This is a genomic window from Lentilactobacillus fungorum (assembly GCF_016860605.1).
GTDB lineage: Bacteria > Bacillota > Bacilli > Lactobacillales > Lactobacillaceae > Lentilactobacillus > Lentilactobacillus fungorum.
Map to the genome: position 1 here is coordinate 208,699 of NZ_BNJR01000010.1, position 18,069 is coordinate 226,767.

An 18,069-nucleotide genomic window follows, 5' to 3' on the forward strand; every position below is an offset into this window, starting at 1 on the left:
GCTTTGACTTGGTTGATAAGCCTTAGAATCCATTAAATTGTGAATACAAATTGCTGGGAGATAATAGACGATGGATAACAAAAAAATAATTGACCGTGAAAAGTCGTATCGGTTCACTGGCAAAAATGATTTCAAAATAAACAAGGCATCCACGTCGGCCGTGAATGAAAAGCTGTCAAAGGATGATATTAAAGCCCGAATCGAAAAAAATATTGAGACGCTTCAAGATTTGCAGGGGAAGCTTTATGCCCAGACGCATTATGGGGTGCTGGTTGTCTTTCAAGGGATGGATGGCGCTGGCAAAGACAGTATGATTCGTCACATTTTAAGCGGGGTTAATCCCCAAGGCTGTGAAGTGACAAGCTTTAAGCAGCCAACCAGCATTGAACTTTCCCATGATTATCTATGGCGCATTCATCGCCATGTTCCAGAACGGGGGATGATTGGGATCTTTAATCGGTCTTATTACGAGGATGTCTTGGTCAGCCGGGTTCATCCGCAATTGATTGTTGACGCGCATATTGGTGGGATTACCCAATTAAGTCAGGTAGATGACCACTTTTACGAGGATCGTTTCAAAGATTTTAACTTCTTTGAAGATTATTTGAATCGAAATGGCTTTATGGTCTTGAAGTTCTTTTTACATATGTCTAAGGATGAACAGAAGGACCGCTTCAAACGCCGAATTGATTTGCCGGATCATAATTGGAAGTTTTCATCAGCCGACATTCAAGAACGCAGGTATTGGGATGATTATCAAAAGGCGTATGAGGACGCGATTAACCACACGGCAACTAAGAAAAACCCGTGGTACATTATTCCCTCGGATGATAAGTGGTACTCCAGATTGTGTGTGTCAGATATTATTGATCAGCGAATGAAGGAGCTGCCATTGAGTTATCCAGACCTTGATCCGGCTGAAAAGCAGAAGCTTAATGAGGCGTTGGAAGAGCTTAAGAGTAATTAAAAGGGCCGGAAATAAACGGGTCAAAAGCTACCCGTTTTAATAAAGTAGCCAACCAAAAAATGAGTTGTGCTGCCGGTAAGAATGTTTTCATTTTATTTCAGAAAGCCGCCTGAATAAGTTATGTTACAAATGTAGAACTGGCAACGTTTACATGAATACTTTCCCTTGAAATCAAGGGTAAAGTGTTTAGAATGAAAATTGTAAGTGATAGATAGGAAATCATTTACATTTCTAACTATGTTACGAGTATTTTGAGTTTGTACTAAGTTTGTTTAAGAGAGAAAGGGAGCTTTAGTATGGCAAACACTGTTCAAACTGAATGGAAAGATTCAGTCAAATCTAAGGAAGAATTCCATAAGTTTATTACAAGTTACTTCCAGGATCACAAAGAATTAAGCGGGAATTACGATGATGGGTATTACTTTGAAACCTATAACGTTCGCCTTGATAGCCGTGATGGCCTAGTCGTTACTTTGACAACCGGTTCATTCACCGGTCAAGGATTCCCAATAAAGGATACTGAAAACATTTCGATCGAAGACTTCAGACAATTATTGTTGAACAAGAAGTTTGCTGACAAGAATATGTCATTAACTGATGTGTTCCATGTTGCAGCTGACTTGATTAATACAAAGTTATAAATCGAGTTGATTTGAGTAAGTCTCCCCCACCTATTCATTAAACTTAAATTGACGTTACGGTACTAAGAAATGAGCTGCTATTTCGTGTAAGGCGAAATGGCGGCTCACTTTTTGTATGGGAACTTTATTGATTTCGTTTTTTTAAGATCGCGTTAATCCGCTTGAGCTTCGTGTAGCCACCAATTCTGACTAGTGTCCAAGCGATTGCATAAATGATTAAGTAAAGAACGATGAGTTCAGTCCAGAAGGTTAGGCTATTCCAAATGAGCCAACCATTAACCGTCATCATGATGGTGACTAACCCAAACGTGATGAAGAAGTGGATGATAAAGGCCGTTAGAAACGAAATCCGATCCGTTGTAAATAGCCAAGAACATAAGCCAACCAGGCCGGCCATGACCATCACGCTGGCGATGTTTTTTGAAGTGGGTGCAGAAGATTGGAGGCCAGTTAATAGGATCATTAAATAGATGGCCGACCCAATTTCGACACCTTCGAAGAAGAATTTTAAAGTTGTTTTGAATATCCACATCATTATTGCCCTCACAATCCCAGTCGATGTTCTAGTAACGACAGATATTTTCGACTGATGCTAGTTTTGACATTCCCCGCCAAAACGGCGGTCATCGCACCGGCAAAGCTGTCCTCAAGCGATTTTAAGTGATTAATGTTAATGACGGCATGCTTAGAAACTTGAACGAAATTGGGATTTTTCAATTTTTCAACAAATGCATACAGTCGGCCTTTGGTTTCAATAACTGTTTGGTTGGCATAAATCAAAAGGGTACTGCCAGAAACGTCGATGAGTTCAATATCTTGCGGCTTTACCAAGACAACTTGATCCACAGATTTAATTGGGATGATGGTCGGCGGCATGGAATCAAACTTTTGGAGGTAGGCAATCAATTCGTCTACTTTAAGCGATTTGCTAGCCGCGGCTAAAGTGATGTCAATTTCATCATCTGCCAGCTGTTCATTTTTCTGAAAATGAATTTTCATCCCAATTGCATCCCCTAATTTTCGTTATTTTTCCAATTGAATGGCACTTTGGTACTTCTTGATTAATTCTGTCACGAAAATGAGCAGAATGCTACCCACAAATAAGCATATCAAAAATTCGGCCGTGGCTGTTAGATTGAGTAAATGCGACCAATCTAATTTGACACCCATTAATTGATTGAAGTGGGCTTCTTTAATTGGTGATTGAAAAGCTGAGTGAATTTTTGCCGTCATTAAAATCTGGCGGTAAATTGCCGCAACGTAAGCACCCGGAGTAAGTTTGATGAGCCATTGGGCAAATTGGGGTAGCGCCCCGATTGGAAGATAAGTGCCAATTAAAAAGCCAGCGGCAGTCCCAATAATTGAATTAACCTTGCTTAATGAGTCAATTTTATGGATAAACTGGATGAGCAGCATGTTCAAAACGACTGATAAGCAGGCACTCAACAGGGCAACCAAAACGATTAGCGGCAATTTTTCCCAGGGAATTGCTAAATTATCGGTGCCGTTGAAATATCCTAACATGACGGCCAACATGATTAGCTGCGTGGTAAAGCCAATCACACCGGCACTCAGCATATAACTTACTTTTAGTTGAAATGGCGAAACGTCAGTTAAGTAAAAGTCTTTAATAATATTGCGTTCTTCGTCTTTCACCATCTGCCCCAAAGCTGCTAGGGTGGTTGTCACGGCAGTAATCGATAACGTCCCGCCAATCAGCCAGAGATCCAATAGTTGATGAGAACCGGGAACTTGCTGCCATTCGGCTACCATGCTTTTCTTAATAAAAATAATGTACAAAACAAATGAGATCATGGCCCCCAAGAGTGAAAAGAAGACCCCCGATCGATCTCGAAAATAAAGCAGTAAGTTTCGTTGGCATAGTGCTCGCATTTTAACGCATCTTCTTTCCGGTTAAGTTTAGGAAGGCATCGTTCAGGTTGCCTTGCTGGTACTCAAAGCGCTTAATCTGATCGCGGAACTTTGTCAACAGGTCAATGGCGTCGGCAGTTTTGCTTGGAAAACAAATAAGATTGCCAGTTTGTGGGTCAAAGTGAGCGGCTTTTGATAGTTGGGCGGGAATTGAAGATGAGCTACTCATAGCGAGGGTCAGCCGATTTCTGGAATACCGGTGTTTGATCGCTTCAGCCGTACCTTCTGCGATGACATTGCCATGATCCACAATATAAACGGCATTGGCGTGATCGGCCTCTTCCAAATAGTGAGTGGTCAGGACAATTGTTAGCCCATCAGCTTCGCGAAGTTTATGAAGCAGCTGCCAAATTGCGTTTCTGGTTTGAATATCCAAACCAGTTGTGGGTTCGTCGAGGAATAAAACGTCTGGCTGGTTGATTAAGGCTCTCGCGATATCAACCCGGCGTTTTTGACCACCGGATAGGTGACCGTACTTTTGATTGATGAAGCTTTGGAGACCAACCTTTTGAACCAGCATATCCAGCTGGTCGGCAGGTGTTGGGTGATACATCCGGCTGCGAATGGCTAAATTTTCGTAAACTGACAGGTGATTGTCGAGAATACTTTGTTGGAAAACCATGCTGATTTTGGTTCCGTACTTAAGTTCAATTGTTCCCGAAGTTGGTGATTGTAATCCAGTTAACATTGAAATTGTCGTGGTTTTACCAGCCCCATTGGGTCCCAAAATGGCTGTTAAGCTGCCTTGTTCAATTGATAAATTAAGATGGTTAACGGCAATCTGATTGCCGAATGCCTTAGTAAGGTTCTTCGCTTGAATGATCATCATCGTCATCTCCTTTGTTGGCAACAGCATAGCAGAGTTCTACTGAAAAGCTGCCAAAAAATCGCCAAGTGGTTGGCAGCAATTAATAAGTGGTAAAAAAACTGCAATGAAATGGCGATGGCGTTACTATTAACATGTGACGAATTGTCAGGTATAATGATTTCAAAGAAGGCAAACGCATGTTCGCAAAAGTGAGAAGGTGGTCATTTGAAACAAGAATCGCTATTTGCCGGCAGTAATAAAACCAATCAGCCATTAGCCTATCGGGTTCGGCCAACGACGCTGGATCAATTTGTCGGCCAAGAGCAGCTGGTTGGCAAGGGCAAAGTCCTTAGAGAGATCATCGAAAGCGATCAGTTGCCATCGCTGATTTTTTGGGGACCGCCCAGGGTTGGTAAGACCACGCTGGCGGAGATTATCGCCAAAAAAACGCAGGCGAAATTTATCACGTTTAGCGCGGTGACCAGTGGGATTCGAGAAATCCGCAGTATTATGAAAGACGCCGAGGCCAATCGGGAAATGGGCGGCAAAACGGTCGTCTTTGTCGACGAAATTCACCGGTTTAATAAGGCCCAGCAAGATGCTTTTTTGCCGTTTGTGGAACGGGGGAGTATCACGTTGATTGGGGCAACGACTGAAAATCCATCGTTTGAAATTAATTCGGCCCTGTTGTCTAGGTGTAAGGTGTTTGTTTTAAAACCGCTGCAAGTTGACGATATCAGCCAATTAATCCATCAGACGTTGAATAATCCGGCGGCCTTTCCCAAGCAGACGGTTGTCATTGACAACCAAGCGGTTAAGGCCATCGCTGAATTTGCGAATGGTGATGCCCGGGTTGCGTTAAATACCCTAGAGATGGCGGTTAATAATGGTGACAAGGCTGGTCAGCGCGTGGTGGTGACTGCTGACAGCCTGCATCAATTGATGAATACCAAGTCATTTTTGTACGATAAGCATGGCGAAGAACACTATAACTTGATCTCGGCGGTTCATAAGTCAATGAGAAATAGTGATCCGGATGCCGCGGTCTATTGGCTATCACGGATGCTAAGTGGTGGCGAAGACCCGTTATATATTGCCCGGCGGCTGGTGCGATTTGCCAGCGAAGACATTGGGCTGGCGGATACCAATGCCCTAAACGTTGCGATCAACGTGTTTCAAGCTTGTCAGTTCTTAGGGATGCCGGAATGTAACGTTCATTTGACCGAAGCGGTCATTTATCTGTCGCTGGCACCGAAATCCAACGCGGTTTATAAGGCAACCCTAAAAGCTGAAACGGATGTGAAGCATTCAATTAATGAGCCGGTGCCGTTGCAGTTAAGAAACGCGCCGACGGGATTGATGGCCGATTTGGGGTACGGCAAGGGTTACCAATATGCCCATGAAGCTAAGGATAAGTTAACAACCATGCAAACGATGCCGGGCTCATTGATCGGGCATACGTATTATGAACCGACTGAACAAGGCAATGAAATCAGGTTTAAAAAACGGCTGCGACAAATTAAACAATGGGAGCAGACCCATCGACAAGGAGAGTGAGATCATGGCTCATTTTAAGTTGATTAAAGGCGACATTACCAAGATGAACGTTGACGCGATTGTGAACGCGGCTAACACCGCCCTTTCTGGTGGTGGCGGCGTTGATGGCGCGATTCATCGAGCAGCCGGCCCTGAGCTAGACGAGGCTTGCCGGAAATTAAACGGCTGCCCGACCGGTGAAGCTAAGGTAACACCGGGCTTTAGGCTACCAGCTAAGTATGTGATTCACACGCCAGGGCCGATTTGGCATGGTGGTAGTCGCAATGAACCACAATTACTGCAGAATTCTTACGTGAATAGTTTGAAACGGGCGGTGGAAAATCACTGCCAAACGGTCGCCTTTCCGTCGATTAGTACGGGGGTTTATGATTACCCGCTGGATCAAGCGGCGAAAATTGCGATTAAGGCCATTCGCGAATTTGATGCGCCATTAGATGTAACAATGGTTTGCTTCGATTCGGGGACTTATGCGGCTTATCAGCGGGCATTGGCTGAGTGATTTAGATGGCCCTTATTCGTTTAAAAAATGGCATCAACTCACGTTAGGATTAAGTTAACGTCAGTTGGTGCCATTTTTAGAAACCGCTCGCTTTGCCATTGACAATAAATAAGAGCAAGATTAGAATTTTATTAATGTTTCTAAACAGCACGGTGTAAGGTGTTGGCATTCATAAAATGGACATAGGTTAATGGAGAAAGCAGGTGGATTTTAATGAACGATGAATTAACCATACCAAGCGGAGCCAAAGAAACGTTACCGACCGTTTTTGGCTACATTGGCATTGGCATTGCGTTTGGAATTGTCGGCAAGGCATCTGGGCTCAGTCCACTCTTAGTAACGTTGATGTCGATTATTACATATGCGGGTTCCGCTCAGTTTGTGATCGTGAGTATGTTAGTGACTCACAGCCCAATGTTATCGATTATCTTTTCAGTCTTTTTGGTGAACTCGCGGATGATTTTGATGAGTACCACGCTGGCACCTTATTTTAAAAGGGAGAGTTTACTCAAAAATGTCCTGGTGGGGACTTTGCTTACCGATGAAAGCTTCGCATTGGGGATGAACAAATTAAACTATACAGCCGGGCGACTGAACTTTAGTTGGTTCAATACTGCCAACGTGATTTCTTATCTGACTTGGATTATTTCGTCACTTGTCGGGGCCGTGTTAGGTAACTTCATCAGCAATCCTGAAAAGTATGGCTTAGACTTTGCGCTGGTTGCCATGTTTATTGGCCTGCTTTATCTGCAGTTGATCAGCGACAAATCAATTAAATTTGAACTTCAATTAACTGTCGTGGGCTTTGTATTGGTGGCCATTTATCTGGGATTGATTTTTATTCCCAGCAGCTTGTTAATCCTACTGGTTACGTTAGTAGCCTGCACGTTTGGGGTGGTGATGAAGCATGTCGTCTTTTAATTTTGTCTTGTTCACAATTATTGGCACTGGCGCGGTCACTTGGCTGTCACGAATTATGCCGTTTGTTATTTTGAAAAAGTTCAAATTGTCTGCCGGCGTCGTTGAATTCTTGAGCTTTGTGCCGATTGCGATTATGTCGGCTTTATGGTTTGAAAACTTGTTTGTGCAGCACATTGGCCAGCTGCCGTCGATTGAATGGGGCAACTTGTTGGCTTCCATTCCAAGCATTGTGAGCGCGATTATTTGGAAAAACCTGCTGGTGATTGTGATTGTTGGGGTGATTTCACTCGGCGTGTTGCGGTTGCTTTTGGGGGTGTAGCGGGGCTAACAAACCAATTGTTTTTCTCATTTTTAGAGTTCCTTCTTTAAATAAGTTTCCTAATATTGTACGATACTATCTGGATTAGGAGATGATGATTCTGCTAAAACTAGAGAAAATGTCGCAAACAGACTTTGAGAGGTATCGTCAGGATTCGGCGGCAAATTATGCCAACGAAAAGGTTAGAGCTGGTACTTGGAAAGCCGATCAAGCTAAAGAACAAGCAAAACAAGAATTCGAAAAATTATTACCAGATGGGTTATCGACTCCCGGGCATTATTTCTATGATATCGTGGCCAGCAATACCAAAGTTGGCGTTGTGTGGCTTGCTGCCAGAGGGGCGGATGCCGAAGAAGCCTTTATCTATGATTTTGCCATTTCCCCGGCTTATCAGAACCAGGGATTTGGAACCAAAGCGCTACAGTTGATCGATCAAGAGGCCCAGCAGTTAGGATTCAAAAAGATTGCTTTGCACGTGTTTGGGCATAACGAACGAGCGATTCATGTGTATCAAAAAAGTGGTTTTGAGACGACGGATTTGTGGATGGAGAAGCAATTATAAGTTTGCAAAGACGGGCTTAGAAGCTGGACTAGACAGATAAGCAAGTACCGCCCGCCATGATACACACATTGTTGAAAAATAACGATTAAAAAAGCTGGAACGAATGATTTCCAGCTTTTTTTAATCGTATGATACCGACATTCTTAATCTAATCATTCTTTTTAGCCGCCTGAATCGACTCCCAGCCTTCACTGCCAATGAAGTAGACAAGAACAAGCGCTGCCAGCGAGTCTGCCCACCACCAATTAAACAAGGCGACGAGGACAGCTCCAGCAAGCACCGTTGCAGCCATATAGGCACAGGTGATGTTGCACATCCCATCTTCTACTAATGCATTGGAATGAAGGGCGTTTCCTAGTGACCGCTTTTTTAACGTTAGGATGGGCATCAAAATAACGGATGCCATCGCGATTGCCATCCCTGACAGGCTGGGTTCAGCCGCTTGGTGAGTCAATAGATTATAAAGCGAAACGGCAATCACGTACATTGCCAATAGCAATAAAATACTGCCAACGATTAGTGACGATCGGCGTTCAGCCCGATTGATTACTGATTGAGAGGCTCCCCGACCTTCCTTTTTAAGCCGCCAAATTAAGGTGCTGCCAGAGATGATTTCCAAAAAGCTGTCCAGGCCAAAGGCGATGAGCAGGATCGATCCGGCTTTGAGACCAGAATACAGGCCAATCATAAACTCAAAGGCCATCCACCCAGTTGAAAAATATTCTGTGCGGAGGCCTCGACCGACTAATGATTGGCTTTGTGAATTACTCGCCATGCTGTTTCCCCCTAATCACATGATCTGCGTGCGCCAGCATTTCATTGATTACGTCTAAAATATGTGGATCATCTAATTGATAGTAATTGGCCTTGCCAACGCGTTTGGCTGAAACCAATTGATGCTTTCTTAATAGTGCCAATTGATGTGACACAACTGATTGTTCAACTTTCAGTAGCTCGCTTAGCTCGGTCACGTTTAGCTCTCGCTGTTCCAGTGCTTTTAGCATCTGTAGGCGAGTGGCGTTGCTGAGTAGCTTGAAAATCCGCTCTGACTCTGATAAGTGCTGTTGATCGATTAAAGCAATTCGGTCTAGTCGTGTTAAATCAGCAACCACATATGTCACCTTCTTCATATGAGCATCATAACATATGAACGTGGAAATACAACCATGAAGACCAAAAATGATTCATTTAGAAAACTTTTCGACTTAGATTACAGGGATTGGTTAATTTAAGGATGGCTCAAACTCGCTTTAGACGGTTGAAAAGGTTATCATAGTTAGCAAAAGACCAATTCACTTAGCGTTTGGAGGAGATTGTTATCGAAGCAGTGACGTGTTCGCAGACTTATGCCATTCATGAAAGCTATGTTTTTCCGGCTGACCTTAATAACGGCGGCATTCAATTTGGTGGCAAAACGTTAGCAATTCTGGATGCGAATGCCGGTCTGGCGGCCGCTAAATTCATCCCGCCAGCCTTATCATTTGTAACGGCTGGGTATGATCACGTCCAGTTTATTAATCCGGCGACGCCTGAAGACATCTTAAAGTGTACTTCTTACGTTACGGGTGCCCATGGTCGAACAATTGAAGTATTTACCAAGTTTACGACGTTTAACAAAGACAGCCGCAAGCTGACGCCAGCACTAATTGCGTTTTGCACGTTGATTGTGACGGATCGGCATACGCCTATTCAACTGCCTGAGTTGATCCCGGAAAGCGAAGAAGAACGATTTGTTTGTTCGGGCTATGAACGGCGCTTGGCAGCAAGGAAAACGGACTTAATGGCTAATAAGGCAATTCTTGGTCATTTGAATTATTAAGTGGCATATTGTATGTCCAATGATGAGCAAAATGGTAAACTAAAAGTGAAAAATCAATTTGGAGGTGTTGGGTATGTACGAAACAATTTTAGTGCCGGTTGATGGTAGTGAAAATTCGAAACAGGCGGTGGCAGAAGCCGTTCGGTTAGCTAAAAGTTTTGGGTCAACGTTGCAACTTGTCTCGGTGGCTAGTGATCAACGCTATGTTCAGTATGGGGTAACACTGGGTCAAGATGTGATGGAGTCATTCCGTGAGCGTGGCGAAGAGATCTTAGCCGATGCAGCCGATATGGCAGAAAAGCAAGGCGTCAAGTTCGAGACCCATTTTGTAATCGGCGTGCCTAAAGTTCAAATTTCAAAGACGTTACCAGAAAAGTATGACGCGTCATTAATCGTGATGGGTAAATCAGGTGTTAACGGCATCTCAAGAGCAATTCTTGGCTCAACTACGGCTTATGTGGTTCGCCATTCTGAAGTGAACGTGATGGTGGTGGATTATAAAAAGTAGTGCGCGGAGCAAAGCGTTTAGAAAGCGGAGCCTAAGGCCACTTGACCAGAAATCCCGGGCTTGGATTTTTGGTCAAGTGGCCTTAGGTGCAGCTTTCTGCTTTGCTCCGCGGTCCTTGGCAAAGTAGTGGCGGAAACCAGAAATCCCGGGCTTGGATTTTTGGTCAAGTGGCTTAGGTGCAGCTTTCTGCTTTGCTCCGCGGTCCTCGGCTAGGTAGCAGGGGGTCCACAGAAATCCCCGGTTTGGGAATTTTTGTTAGAGGTGCTTACACGCAGATCCCTGCTTTGCTCCGCGGTCCTTGGCAAAGTAGTGGCGGAAACCAGAAATCCCGGGCTTGGATTTTTGGTCAAGTGGCCTTAGGTGCAGCTTCCTGCTTTGCTCCGCGGTTCCAACTCAAGCGGCTGGAAGCAAAGTCATCGGGGTGATGTAGTTTCCTGCTTACTTCGTCTGTTTTCATAAATCGATCAGTTTGCCGCAAACAGCAAAAGTTTGCGGTTCTTTTAATTTGTAATCATTACCCTTTAACTCGGAATGCCAAATGGTACAATAACACTAACTTAAGTTGAAAAGATGGGTGAGATGAATTCTAAATTAACGAGTAAAATGACTTGGCTTCAAGTAATCGGTGTCGTGCTGTTTTGCTTTTTAACGACAGTTGTGTTTATGCATAATGATGCCTTGTATACCCAGCCAATTTTTCAAGTATCTCGGGTTCAGGCGGGCAAAAAAAGCAAAATGACCGACGAATTTCAAAATGTGGACCATTATCATCAACAAACACTTTACGGCGAGATTACCAATGGTCGATACGCGGGCAAACATTTGGCCATTAATAATGCCTATTCAGATTCCCATGCGATGGATCATCATTATCTAAAAGGACAAAAACTCTTCATTACGCTACATACCAAGCCCCACCTGCACGCAACGGTTAAAGATTTGAAACGTGATGCGCCAATTGCCTTTTTGTTTGCGCTGGCGATTAGCTTACTGTTTGTCATTCTTAAGTGGAAGGGCGTCACGGTGATTGCCAGCATCCTAGTCAATACGATGTTGTTTTGGATTGCAATTATGATTGACCACAATAACGATGGGGCAGCCGTTATTATGATCTTTAGCGTATTGGCCGTCATTTTCTGCTTCGTAACCTTACTGCTGGTCATGGGCTGGAGTAAGAAGATGTTAGTGACGTTATCGGCAGTTTTGGCCGCTACGGCGCTTACGATTTTAATAACGTTGACGGTTTTTGCTTTGACCCACGAAAAGGGGATTTATTATGAATCCATGCAATACGTCACCCAACTGCCTAAGCCGTTGTTTATCGCCGAAGTCTTAATTGGGGTGTTGGGAGCCGTTATGGACGAGGCGACCGATATTGTTGCTTCATTGGCAACGTTAAAGGCTGAACGCCCCGAGCTCTCAAAGATGCAGGTATTTACTTCGGGCCGCCAAATTGGTAAATCAATTATGGGTCCTTTGATTAACGTGCTGTTTTTTATCTTCATGGCCGAAACGTTGCCGATGACCTTGCTCTATCTTAAAAATGGCAATAGTTGGCAATATTCATTTTCGATGAACATGTCGTTGGGGATGACCTCCAGCTTGATTAGTGGCATTGGCATCGTACTCACAGTTATTTTATCGAGCTTATTTGCCGGACTATGGATTAAAGGAGATGAACGCTAATGGGGGCGATTACCGCTTTAGGAATCGTGTTATTGGCACTCATGGTACTAGTTGGCGGCAAGCAGGGAATCACGTCGTTTTTAAGCATGGTGGTCAACTTTGGTATTTTATTTTTCTCAATCGTGCTGATTGCATTTCACTTGCCACCGATTATCGTCACGGTTGTCGCTAGCGTTGTGCTTTTATCGATTACGATTTTTTGGAGTAGTGCCAGTGACAACGCCTCAATTACAGCCTTCCAGGCGTCCTGTGTGATTTTAGTGCTGCTGATTGCGATTATCATTCCAATTGAATATTGGGCACAAGTGGGCGGCTTTGGCTTGGAGGACAGCGAGGAGCTTGAAGGGTTGTCCATCTATGTCGGGATTGACTTCACCAAAATTGCGATTGCCACGGCGATTTTAAGTTCGCTAGGCGCGATTGCTGAAGCCGCCATTGCGATCGCTTCTGGGTTAGATGAAATTGTGACCCAGCATCGCCAAATTACGGGGGATGCGTTATTTGCCGATGGGGTCTTTATTGGCAAGCAAATCATTGGCACCGCCGTTAATACATTGTTCTTTGGCTTCTTTGGCAGTGCCTTGGCTTTATTTATTTGGTTTTACGGTTTGAATTATTCACTAGGAGAAATCATAAACGATAAGATCTTTGCCGCCGAATTAATTGCGATTGTCGTGTCGTTGATTGGGGTTGTCTTGACCATTCCCATTACAACTTGGATGATGAGCTTTCGACTAAAGCGACTGCAGGCAAAGAAGCCGAAATAATTAAAATCAAATAAGGGTTCTATCACCTCCAAGATTGTTGGCATGAGTGATAGAACCCTTTTGAATATAAAATATAAATGGTCAGAATTGGAATTAGCCGTTTGTCAAATAGGCTGGGTGTTTTAAGGCCGCTTTCGCAGCCTTAATCCAAATATGGAGGTTCTTCCTTACACTATTTTCGAATTTGACCATTCCCACGAATAATGTATTTAGTGGTGGTTAATTCAGCCAAGCCCATCGGACCACGAGCGTGTAGCTTTTGAGTACTAATCCCAATTTCGGCACCAAACCCAAACTCAAAGCCGTCAGTGAACCGAGTAGAGGCGTTGACATAAACGCAGGCGGAATCAATTTGGTTGAGGAATTCCTGGCCGCTTTGATAGTCGTCTGAGATAATTACTTCAGAATGACCGGTTGAATAGCGATTAATGTGTTCAATGGCGGCTTGCTCATCATCAACGACTTTGACGGCCATAATCAGGTCATTGTATTCGGTTGACCAGTCGGCTTCGACTGCCGGTTTGATGGTTGCAACAATTTGGCGGCTGCGGTCATCGCCGCGCAATTCAACCCCATGGTCGCTAAGGGCCTTGGCAATTGGCGGCAAAAGCTTCTCGGCAACATCTTGATGGATGAGTAGTTTTTCTGCAGCGTTGCAGACGGATGGCCGCTGGACTTTGGCGTTGACAATAATGTCGACGGCCATTTGTGCTTCGGCCGCCTTGTCAACGTAAACGTGGCAATTACCAGCACCCGTTTCAATCACTGGGACGGTGGCGTTCTTAACGACTGCTTGAATGAGGCCGGCGCCGCCTCTTGGGATGAGGACATCAACGAATTGGTTCAGATGCATCAACTCATTAGCCGTTTCGTGGCTGGTATCATGAAGAATCTGGATTGCGTTTTGATCCAAGCCATTTTGTTTAAGGACCGTTCGTAAAATATTGGTGAGAGCGAGGTTGCTGTTAAGCGCTTCTTTTCCACCACGTAAGATGACGGCATTGCCGCTTTTAAACGTGAGCGCCGAAGCATCCACGGTTACGTTTGGCCGGGCTTCAAAAATCATGGCAATAACGCCTAGGGCAACCCGCTTTTTTTCGATCATGAGGCCGGCATCATTTTGCCAACCTTTATCAATATTGCCGATTGGGTCAGGCAGCGTAGCAACCTGACGAAGGCCAGCAGCCATATCGGCAACCCGTTGTTCAGTTAGTTTAAGCCGGTCGGAGAACTTGGCAGGCATTTGATCGGCGTTTTGGAGATCTTTTTGGTTAGCGGCTAAAATATCATCGGTATGGTCAATCAGCGCTTCGGCAAACAGTGTTAGGATGCGATTCTTGGTCACTGTGTCTAACAAACTGAGTTGATAAGCAGCTGTCTTGGCTTGTTGGCCAATTTGGATTAACGCTTCATTCATGAGAAACACACTCCTTTGAAAATAACGTTCCAACGGGTTTACCAGCTAGGATATCAAAAATAATTTGGGGATCCTGGCCGTTTGCCAGCACCATTTGCCGGTCTTCATCAATCATTCGTTTGGCAGCCAGTAGCTTCGTGCGCATCCCGCCGGTCCCAAATCGGCTGCCAGAACCGCCAGCGATTGTAAAGTCATCGTCTCCTACATTGGAAACGGTTTGGATTAAATTGGCATCCGCGAATTTCTTCGGGTTGCGATCATAAAAGCCATCAATATCGGATAAGACAATTAAGAGATCGGCATTCATATGACTGGCAACGATGGCTGAAAGCTGGTCGTTGTCGCCGAAAGTGGTGTGGTGATCTAATTCGTCAGTAGCGACCGTATCGTTTTCGTTAACAATTGGGATGACGTTGTCGTTGAGCAAGCAGTTAAACGTATCCATAACGAATTTATTGCTCTTAGGATAATCAAAAATATCGTGAGTTAATAAGACTTGGGCAATGTCCGTTAAATAGTGATCAAAGCGTTGCGTAAATAATGTCATTAGTTCTGATTGGCCAATGGCAGCCAATGCTTGTTGGGCGCCAATTTCGCTTGGCCGCTGTTTAAGATGCATCTTGTTTAAACCAACCCCGATTGCCCCTGAAGAGACCAGAATTAATTCCTTGCCCTGGTTATTTAAGGCGCTCAATGTATATGCCAGCTGGTCAAAAGTTTCTAGGTTAATGGCGCCATTGGGGTGGATAAGGCTGCTGGTGCCAACCTTAATTACAATGCGGTTTGCTTGAATATGTCTACTTGTCATTATTTTCACCTGAATTTTGTGCAAAAAAAGCCTAGCTTCAATCGAGACACCCAGATGGGCGGTACCATTCTCGTTTGAAGCTAGGCTTCACACTTTTGATTTTATAACGGAAAAATCCGTGTCGAATTAAGACAATTAAGATCGAAGATAGGATTCGTGTGCTAAAGGCACCTTTCAGCAGTTGGGGCCCTCTCTAAATTGACACTACTTGGTCTTCTAAAACACCGTAATCATATCCTATGAAAAATTAATTGTCAACTGATTTGGTAACTATTGCTCTAAATCAAGTGCCCCTTCATAGACCCAATATTTTTTGGCGTTGTCGCTGTTGGTAAATCGGATACGATACCAATCGTGGCCGTTATCTTTGGTGCCGATATCATCAATATAGACTTTCTTGCCAACTTTAGCGCTAACTGAAGACCAAGAATACTTTTTGACGTTAGCCCGGGAGTTTTTAACGTGGTTATATAATCGGTATGATTTGTAGTTATCTCCTAATAACGCTTGTGAATCAGCTTTTGCATATGACACGTTATCATACGATTTTTTCACGTTGGATGTAATTGCTCCGTGGGCTGAACCATCACTAGTTGCTAAGTTGTCATAATTGGTTTTAACTAACTGGTAGAACTGGGCAAAGGTGTAGCTGGCACCAAAGTATTTCTTACCCATTGAAGCATAGTAGTCCTTGGGATCAGTGTGATTGGTGCCGCCAAGGTATTTGGACACAGCCCCATGTGACCAAACGGTGCCTTTACCGTCATAAGCGGCATCGTTTGGTGTGAGACCGTATTTGTCTAAGATATAGGCAGTATAATAAGCGGCGTTGGCAATTTCGTGGGCAAAGGCAGATTTACTATGAACGCGAACCTGTTCAAACTGCACGAACCTGGCGTTGGCAGGATAACCCGCCCCCCAAGCCAAGTAATTAGTGTTAGCGATATTAATGATTCTACTTGCGTCAACAAATGTATGTACAAACGCATTCGAGTAGTTTTTCTTCATATAGGCAATCTCATTATAGATTGTTGAATTCGGGTTTGCGGTTTCGTGAACGACGACGCCCTCTGGCTTACTGTTACGGTATTTGTTTTTCGGAAACCCGCTCCAAATAGCTGACGTAATGCTGGTGTGGTTAATATTGTTGCTGGCAATGTAAGTGTTGACGCTACTGGCGTGGGTTGTGACGCTGTTAACTGAAAATAGGCCAATTGCCGCCAATGACAGCGAGCAGATGGCAGTCAAGATAGTTTGCTTTTTCAAAATGATGTCCCCTTCAGAATGATCAATATTGTTTTGGTAAAACGTTTATTAGTTAAAGTTAGTTCATATATTATATATTTACATTGTTAATTGCTACGAGTGTTAATATAAACGATTACTACTATAGAATTCAAGTCAATAAAAACCCCATCAAGCGCGATTTAACGCACCCTGATGGGGTTTGCGATACTTATTATCAATCATATTAAGAGTTGTTGACAAAATTGCGAGAAACAGCGTCAATCCGTTGGTATGATACGGATTACCCCTTGTAATAATTAATCTTTTTTAAGATTGGCAATGTGTAGTTTCTGCTGGCATTCGGGGCAGATACCGGAAACTTCAAGCTGGGTTCCCGTTATGAGAAACCCCGTTTTTTCTCTGGTGGTTGCCTGAACATGTTGCACAAGCGCTGGATAATCATCATCGAAAATATCGATAATTTTACCGCAATTTTCACAAATCGCATGATAGTGGGGGAACCCAAAAAAGTCATAGCGGATGCCGCCGTCGTTGTTAGGAAGTTCAATGACGAGCCCATTATCGACTAGCAACCTGAGAGTATTATAAATGGTTGCCACGCTTAAATTGGGCAACTTAGCTTCGATCCCATCGCGAATCGTTTCAACCGAGGGGTGGTTATGATGCGTGATTAAATATTCCAGGATGATTTCTCGCTGTGGCGTAATTCGAATTCCCTGTTTTTTGAGGCGGGCCAATGAATGTTTTAAAGTGGTATTAGTTGTAGCGGGCATAAGTTGCCTCCTTATCAATCACAAGTTAGCGGGATAGCTGACAAATTTAATTAGTGATACGACTTATTTTAAGTGCATAAAAACCGTTTGCCAAGGATAAGTATTAATCGTAACCTTTACTTTAGAATCATTCTAATATGTTTTGACGAATTATTCAATAATAAGCTCGCCACAATGAATTAATTAAGGTAATAATTAAAATCAATTTAAACTAACTGGCATAGCTCATAATTTTATGATAAAAGTTAATGGTGCAGACTGAGAAAATCCTTTTGAAATTAATGAATCGATAACCTGATTGTTTTGCTTGGTTAATTGAATTTGAAGACGCTCAAAATCAAAATGATCGCTCACGAACTGACGAGCCCGTTCAACGACTTCCCCGATTGAATTCGCGGCGACTTGAGTAACGATGAAATCCAAGTTACCAATGCCACTATTATTTTGAAATCCAGAGATAGTGACAATTCCAATAAAAATTTGTGAACGAGAATCAGTAATCCCCCACGTGAGTTCAGTGCCGTTCATGACTTTTTGCATCACCCGGTTGACACGTTTAACCGTCTCTAAGATTGCGGTCGGCAGTTGTTCGGCCTTGACGGTTGTCACGACAGGCTGGCTGAATAGGTCGTCGATTTGTTTAACGGGTGTTTGGGTTAACCAATCGAGGGTGTAGTGGGCTGTTAAGACGGGATGAAATTTTTCAAATGAAGTCATTGATAACAATCCTTTCGTGAAAAAACTTTCAAAGTGTTTTGGTTGCGCTTTATCTGTGGCATAATGAAGGTGTACTTTTTAGGGCGGCTAGGCTGGGTGGAAGTTGTAGGTTTGGGCGGT

At 43.7% G+C, this 18,069-nt stretch carries 22 protein-coding genes; 11 read left to right on the top strand and 11 right to left on the bottom strand.

The annotated features are described in order from the left end of the window. Positions 1–70: 70 nt before the first annotated feature. A complete protein-coding gene (locus YK48G_RS05260; RefSeq protein ID WP_203629675.1) occupies positions 71–967 on the top strand; it encodes a polyphosphate kinase 2 family protein in 897 nt (298 codons plus the stop codon). 296 nt (positions 968–1,263) lie between these two features. Continuing rightward, on the top strand, positions 1,264–1,608 hold the full coding sequence (locus tag YK48G_RS05265) for a hypothetical protein (RefSeq protein WP_203629676.1): 345 nt from the start codon (positions 1,264–1,266) through the stop codon (positions 1,606–1,608). Between the two features lie 124 nt (positions 1,609–1,732). Here YK48G_RS05265 and YK48G_RS05270 read toward each other — a convergent pair whose 3' ends face one another. The 4 genes from YK48G_RS05270 to YK48G_RS05285 are packed head-to-tail and all read right to left on the bottom strand — an operon-like array spanning position 1,733 to position 4,366. Beyond that, on the bottom strand, positions 1,733–2,143 hold the full coding sequence (locus YK48G_RS05270; RefSeq protein WP_203629677.1) for a DUF3021 domain-containing protein: 411 nt from the start codon (positions 2,141–2,143) through the stop codon (positions 1,733–1,735). 8 nt (positions 2,144–2,151) lie between these two features. Beyond that, positions 2,152–2,607, bottom strand: coding sequence for a LytTR family DNA-binding domain-containing protein (locus tag YK48G_RS05275; RefSeq protein WP_203629678.1), 456 nt, complete (start codon positions 2,605–2,607; stop codon positions 2,152–2,154). 24 nt (positions 2,608–2,631) lie between these two features. Beyond that, positions 2,632–3,501: an ABC transporter permease gene (locus YK48G_RS05280; RefSeq protein ID WP_203629679.1), complete on the bottom strand. Its 870-nt coding sequence runs from the start codon at positions 3,499–3,501 to the stop codon at positions 2,632–2,634. A gap of 1 nt (position 3,502) precedes the next feature. Beyond that, positions 3,503–4,366 (bottom strand): ABC transporter ATP-binding protein, encoded by an 864-nt coding sequence (locus tag YK48G_RS05285; RefSeq protein ID WP_203629702.1) that lies wholly within the window; start codon positions 4,364–4,366, stop codon positions 3,503–3,505. A gap of 207 nt (positions 4,367–4,573) precedes the next feature. Here YK48G_RS05285 and YK48G_RS05290 point away from each other — a divergent pair, with 207 nt between their 5' ends. The 5 genes from YK48G_RS05290 to YK48G_RS05310 all read left to right on the top strand — a co-directional run bounded on the left by YK48G_RS05290 (position 4,574) and on the right by YK48G_RS05310 (position 8,206). Next, positions 4,574–5,905 (top strand): replication-associated recombination protein A, encoded by a 1,332-nt coding sequence (locus YK48G_RS05290; RefSeq protein ID WP_203629680.1) that lies wholly within the window; start codon positions 4,574–4,576, stop codon positions 5,903–5,905. A 4-nt stretch (positions 5,906–5,909) separates the two neighbouring features. Continuing rightward, the gene (locus YK48G_RS05295; protein WP_203629681.1) at positions 5,910–6,404 is read left to right on the top strand and encodes an O-acetyl-ADP-ribose deacetylase; all 495 of its coding nucleotides are present in this window, start codon (positions 5,910–5,912) and stop codon (positions 6,402–6,404) included. Between the two features lie 213 nt (positions 6,405–6,617). Continuing rightward, the gene (locus YK48G_RS05300; RefSeq protein WP_203629682.1) at positions 6,618–7,325 is read left to right on the top strand and encodes an AzlC family ABC transporter permease; all 708 of its coding nucleotides are present in this window, start codon (positions 6,618–6,620) and stop codon (positions 7,323–7,325) included. Next, positions 7,312–7,644, top strand: coding sequence for an AzlD domain-containing protein (locus YK48G_RS05305; protein ID WP_203629683.1), 333 nt, complete (start codon positions 7,312–7,314; stop codon positions 7,642–7,644). Before YK48G_RS05300 ends, YK48G_RS05305 begins: the two co-directional genes overlap by 14 nt. Before the next feature lie 91 nt (positions 7,645–7,735). After that, positions 7,736–8,206, top strand: coding sequence for a GNAT family N-acetyltransferase (locus YK48G_RS05310; RefSeq protein ID WP_203629684.1), 471 nt, complete (start codon positions 7,736–7,738; stop codon positions 8,204–8,206). A gap of 148 nt (positions 8,207–8,354) precedes the next feature. On the opposite strand, the gene YK48G_RS05315 is transcribed toward YK48G_RS05310, so the two are convergent. Both YK48G_RS05315 and YK48G_RS05320 read right to left on the bottom strand, forming a co-directional pair. After that, on the bottom strand, positions 8,355–8,981 hold the full coding sequence (locus YK48G_RS05315) for a cation efflux transmembrane domain-containing protein (protein ID WP_203629685.1): 627 nt from the start codon (positions 8,979–8,981) through the stop codon (positions 8,355–8,357). After that, complete coding sequence (locus YK48G_RS05320; protein ID WP_203629686.1) at positions 8,971–9,336, bottom strand: ArsR/SmtB family transcription factor; 366 nt, start codon at positions 9,334–9,336, stop codon at positions 8,971–8,973. Before YK48G_RS05320 ends, YK48G_RS05315 begins: the two co-directional genes overlap by 11 nt. A gap of 197 nt (positions 9,337–9,533) precedes the next feature. Here YK48G_RS05320 and YK48G_RS05325 point away from each other — a divergent pair, with 197 nt between their 5' ends. From YK48G_RS05325 to YK48G_RS05340, 4 genes are all read left to right on the top strand, one after another. Continuing rightward, a complete protein-coding gene (locus YK48G_RS05325) occupies positions 9,534–10,025 on the top strand; it encodes an acyl-CoA thioesterase (RefSeq protein WP_232365291.1) in 492 nt (163 codons plus the stop codon). 73 nt (positions 10,026–10,098) lie between these two features. Continuing rightward, positions 10,099–10,533 carry a universal stress protein gene (locus YK48G_RS05330; protein ID WP_203629688.1) on the top strand — a complete coding sequence of 145 codons (435 nt, stop codon included), beginning with the start codon at positions 10,099–10,101 and terminating at the stop codon, positions 10,531–10,533. 570 nt (positions 10,534–11,103) lie between these two features. After that, on the top strand, positions 11,104–12,219 hold the full coding sequence (locus YK48G_RS05335) for a YibE/F family protein (RefSeq protein WP_203629689.1): 1,116 nt from the start codon (positions 11,104–11,106) through the stop codon (positions 12,217–12,219). After that, positions 12,219–12,986: a YibE/F family protein gene (locus YK48G_RS05340; protein ID WP_203629690.1), complete on the top strand. Its 768-nt coding sequence runs from the start codon at positions 12,219–12,221 to the stop codon at positions 12,984–12,986. Before YK48G_RS05335 ends, YK48G_RS05340 begins: the two co-directional genes overlap by 1 nt. Positions 12,987–13,158: 172 nt before the next feature. On the opposite strand, the gene YK48G_RS05345 is transcribed toward YK48G_RS05340, so the two are convergent. The 5 genes from YK48G_RS05345 to YK48G_RS05365 all read right to left on the bottom strand — a co-directional run bounded on the left by YK48G_RS05345 (position 13,159) and on the right by YK48G_RS05365 (position 17,949). Further along, positions 13,159–14,403 (bottom strand): glutamate-5-semialdehyde dehydrogenase, encoded by a 1,245-nt coding sequence (locus YK48G_RS05345; protein ID WP_203629691.1) that lies wholly within the window; start codon positions 14,401–14,403, stop codon positions 13,159–13,161. Further along, on the bottom strand, positions 14,396–15,211 hold the full coding sequence (gene proB, locus YK48G_RS05350) for a glutamate 5-kinase (RefSeq protein ID WP_203629692.1): 816 nt from the start codon (positions 15,209–15,211) through the stop codon (positions 14,396–14,398). The genes YK48G_RS05345 and proB overlap by 8 nt, the downstream gene beginning before the upstream one ends. Before the next feature lie 270 nt (positions 15,212–15,481). Beyond that, positions 15,482–16,477, bottom strand: a complete 996-nt coding sequence (locus YK48G_RS05355; protein WP_203629693.1) for a peptidoglycan recognition protein family protein — start codon at positions 16,475–16,477, stop codon at positions 15,482–15,484. Positions 16,478–16,755: 278 nt separating this feature from the next. Continuing rightward, positions 16,756–17,232, bottom strand: coding sequence for a Fur family transcriptional regulator (locus YK48G_RS05360; RefSeq protein WP_203629694.1), 477 nt, complete (start codon positions 17,230–17,232; stop codon positions 16,756–16,758). Between the two features lie 225 nt (positions 17,233–17,457). Next, positions 17,458–17,949, bottom strand: a complete 492-nt coding sequence (locus YK48G_RS05365; RefSeq protein WP_203629695.1) for an N-acetyltransferase — start codon at positions 17,947–17,949, stop codon at positions 17,458–17,460. Between the last annotated feature and the right edge of the window lie 120 nt (positions 17,950–18,069).

Coding starts and splice junctions, on each gene's coding strand:
- YK48G_RS05265 (WP_203629676.1), top strand. CDS start 1,264: ATGGCAAACACTGTTCAAACTGAATGGAAAGATTCAGTCAAATCTAAG.
- YK48G_RS05345 (WP_203629691.1), bottom strand. CDS start 14,403: ATGAATGAAGCGTTAATCCAAATTGGCCAACAAGCCAAGACAGCTGCT.
- YK48G_RS05310 (WP_203629684.1), top strand. CDS start 7,736: ATGATGATTCTGCTAAAACTAGAGAAAATGTCGCAAACAGACTTTGAG.
- proB (WP_203629692.1), bottom strand. CDS start 15,211: ATGACAAGTAGACATATTCAAGCAAACCGCATTGTAATTAAGGTTGGC.
- YK48G_RS05270 (WP_203629677.1), bottom strand. CDS start 2,143: ATGATGTGGATATTCAAAACAACTTTAAAATTCTTCTTCGAAGGTGTC.
- YK48G_RS05315 (WP_203629685.1), bottom strand. CDS start 8,981: ATGGCGAGTAATTCACAAAGCCAATCATTAGTCGGTCGAGGCCTCCGC.
- YK48G_RS05360 (WP_203629694.1), bottom strand. CDS start 17,232: ATGCCCGCTACAACTAATACCACTTTAAAACATTCATTGGCCCGCCTC.
- YK48G_RS05340 (WP_203629690.1), top strand. CDS start 12,219: ATGGGGGCGATTACCGCTTTAGGAATCGTGTTATTGGCACTCATGGTA.
- YK48G_RS05320 (WP_203629686.1), bottom strand. CDS start 9,336: ATGAAGAAGGTGACATATGTGGTTGCTGATTTAACACGACTAGACCGA.
- YK48G_RS05330 (WP_203629688.1), top strand. CDS start 10,099: ATGTACGAAACAATTTTAGTGCCGGTTGATGGTAGTGAAAATTCGAAA.
- YK48G_RS05295 (WP_203629681.1), top strand. CDS start 5,910: ATGGCTCATTTTAAGTTGATTAAAGGCGACATTACCAAGATGAACGTT.
- YK48G_RS05365 (WP_203629695.1), bottom strand. CDS start 17,949: ATGACTTCATTTGAAAAATTTCATCCCGTCTTAACAGCCCACTACACC.
- YK48G_RS05305 (WP_203629683.1), top strand. CDS start 7,312: ATGTCGTCTTTTAATTTTGTCTTGTTCACAATTATTGGCACTGGCGCG.
- YK48G_RS05285 (WP_203629702.1), bottom strand. CDS start 4,366: ATGATCATTCAAGCGAAGAACCTTACTAAGGCATTCGGCAATCAGATT.
- YK48G_RS05335 (WP_203629689.1), top strand. CDS start 11,104: ATGGGTGAGATGAATTCTAAATTAACGAGTAAAATGACTTGGCTTCAA.
- YK48G_RS05275 (WP_203629678.1), bottom strand. CDS start 2,607: ATGAAAATTCATTTTCAGAAAAATGAACAGCTGGCAGATGATGAAATT.
- YK48G_RS05260 (WP_203629675.1), top strand. CDS start 71: ATGGATAACAAAAAAATAATTGACCGTGAAAAGTCGTATCGGTTCACT.
- YK48G_RS05300 (WP_203629682.1), top strand. CDS start 6,618: ATGAACGATGAATTAACCATACCAAGCGGAGCCAAAGAAACGTTACCG.
- YK48G_RS05280 (WP_203629679.1), bottom strand. CDS start 3,501: ATGCGAGCACTATGCCAACGAAACTTACTGCTTTATTTTCGAGATCGA.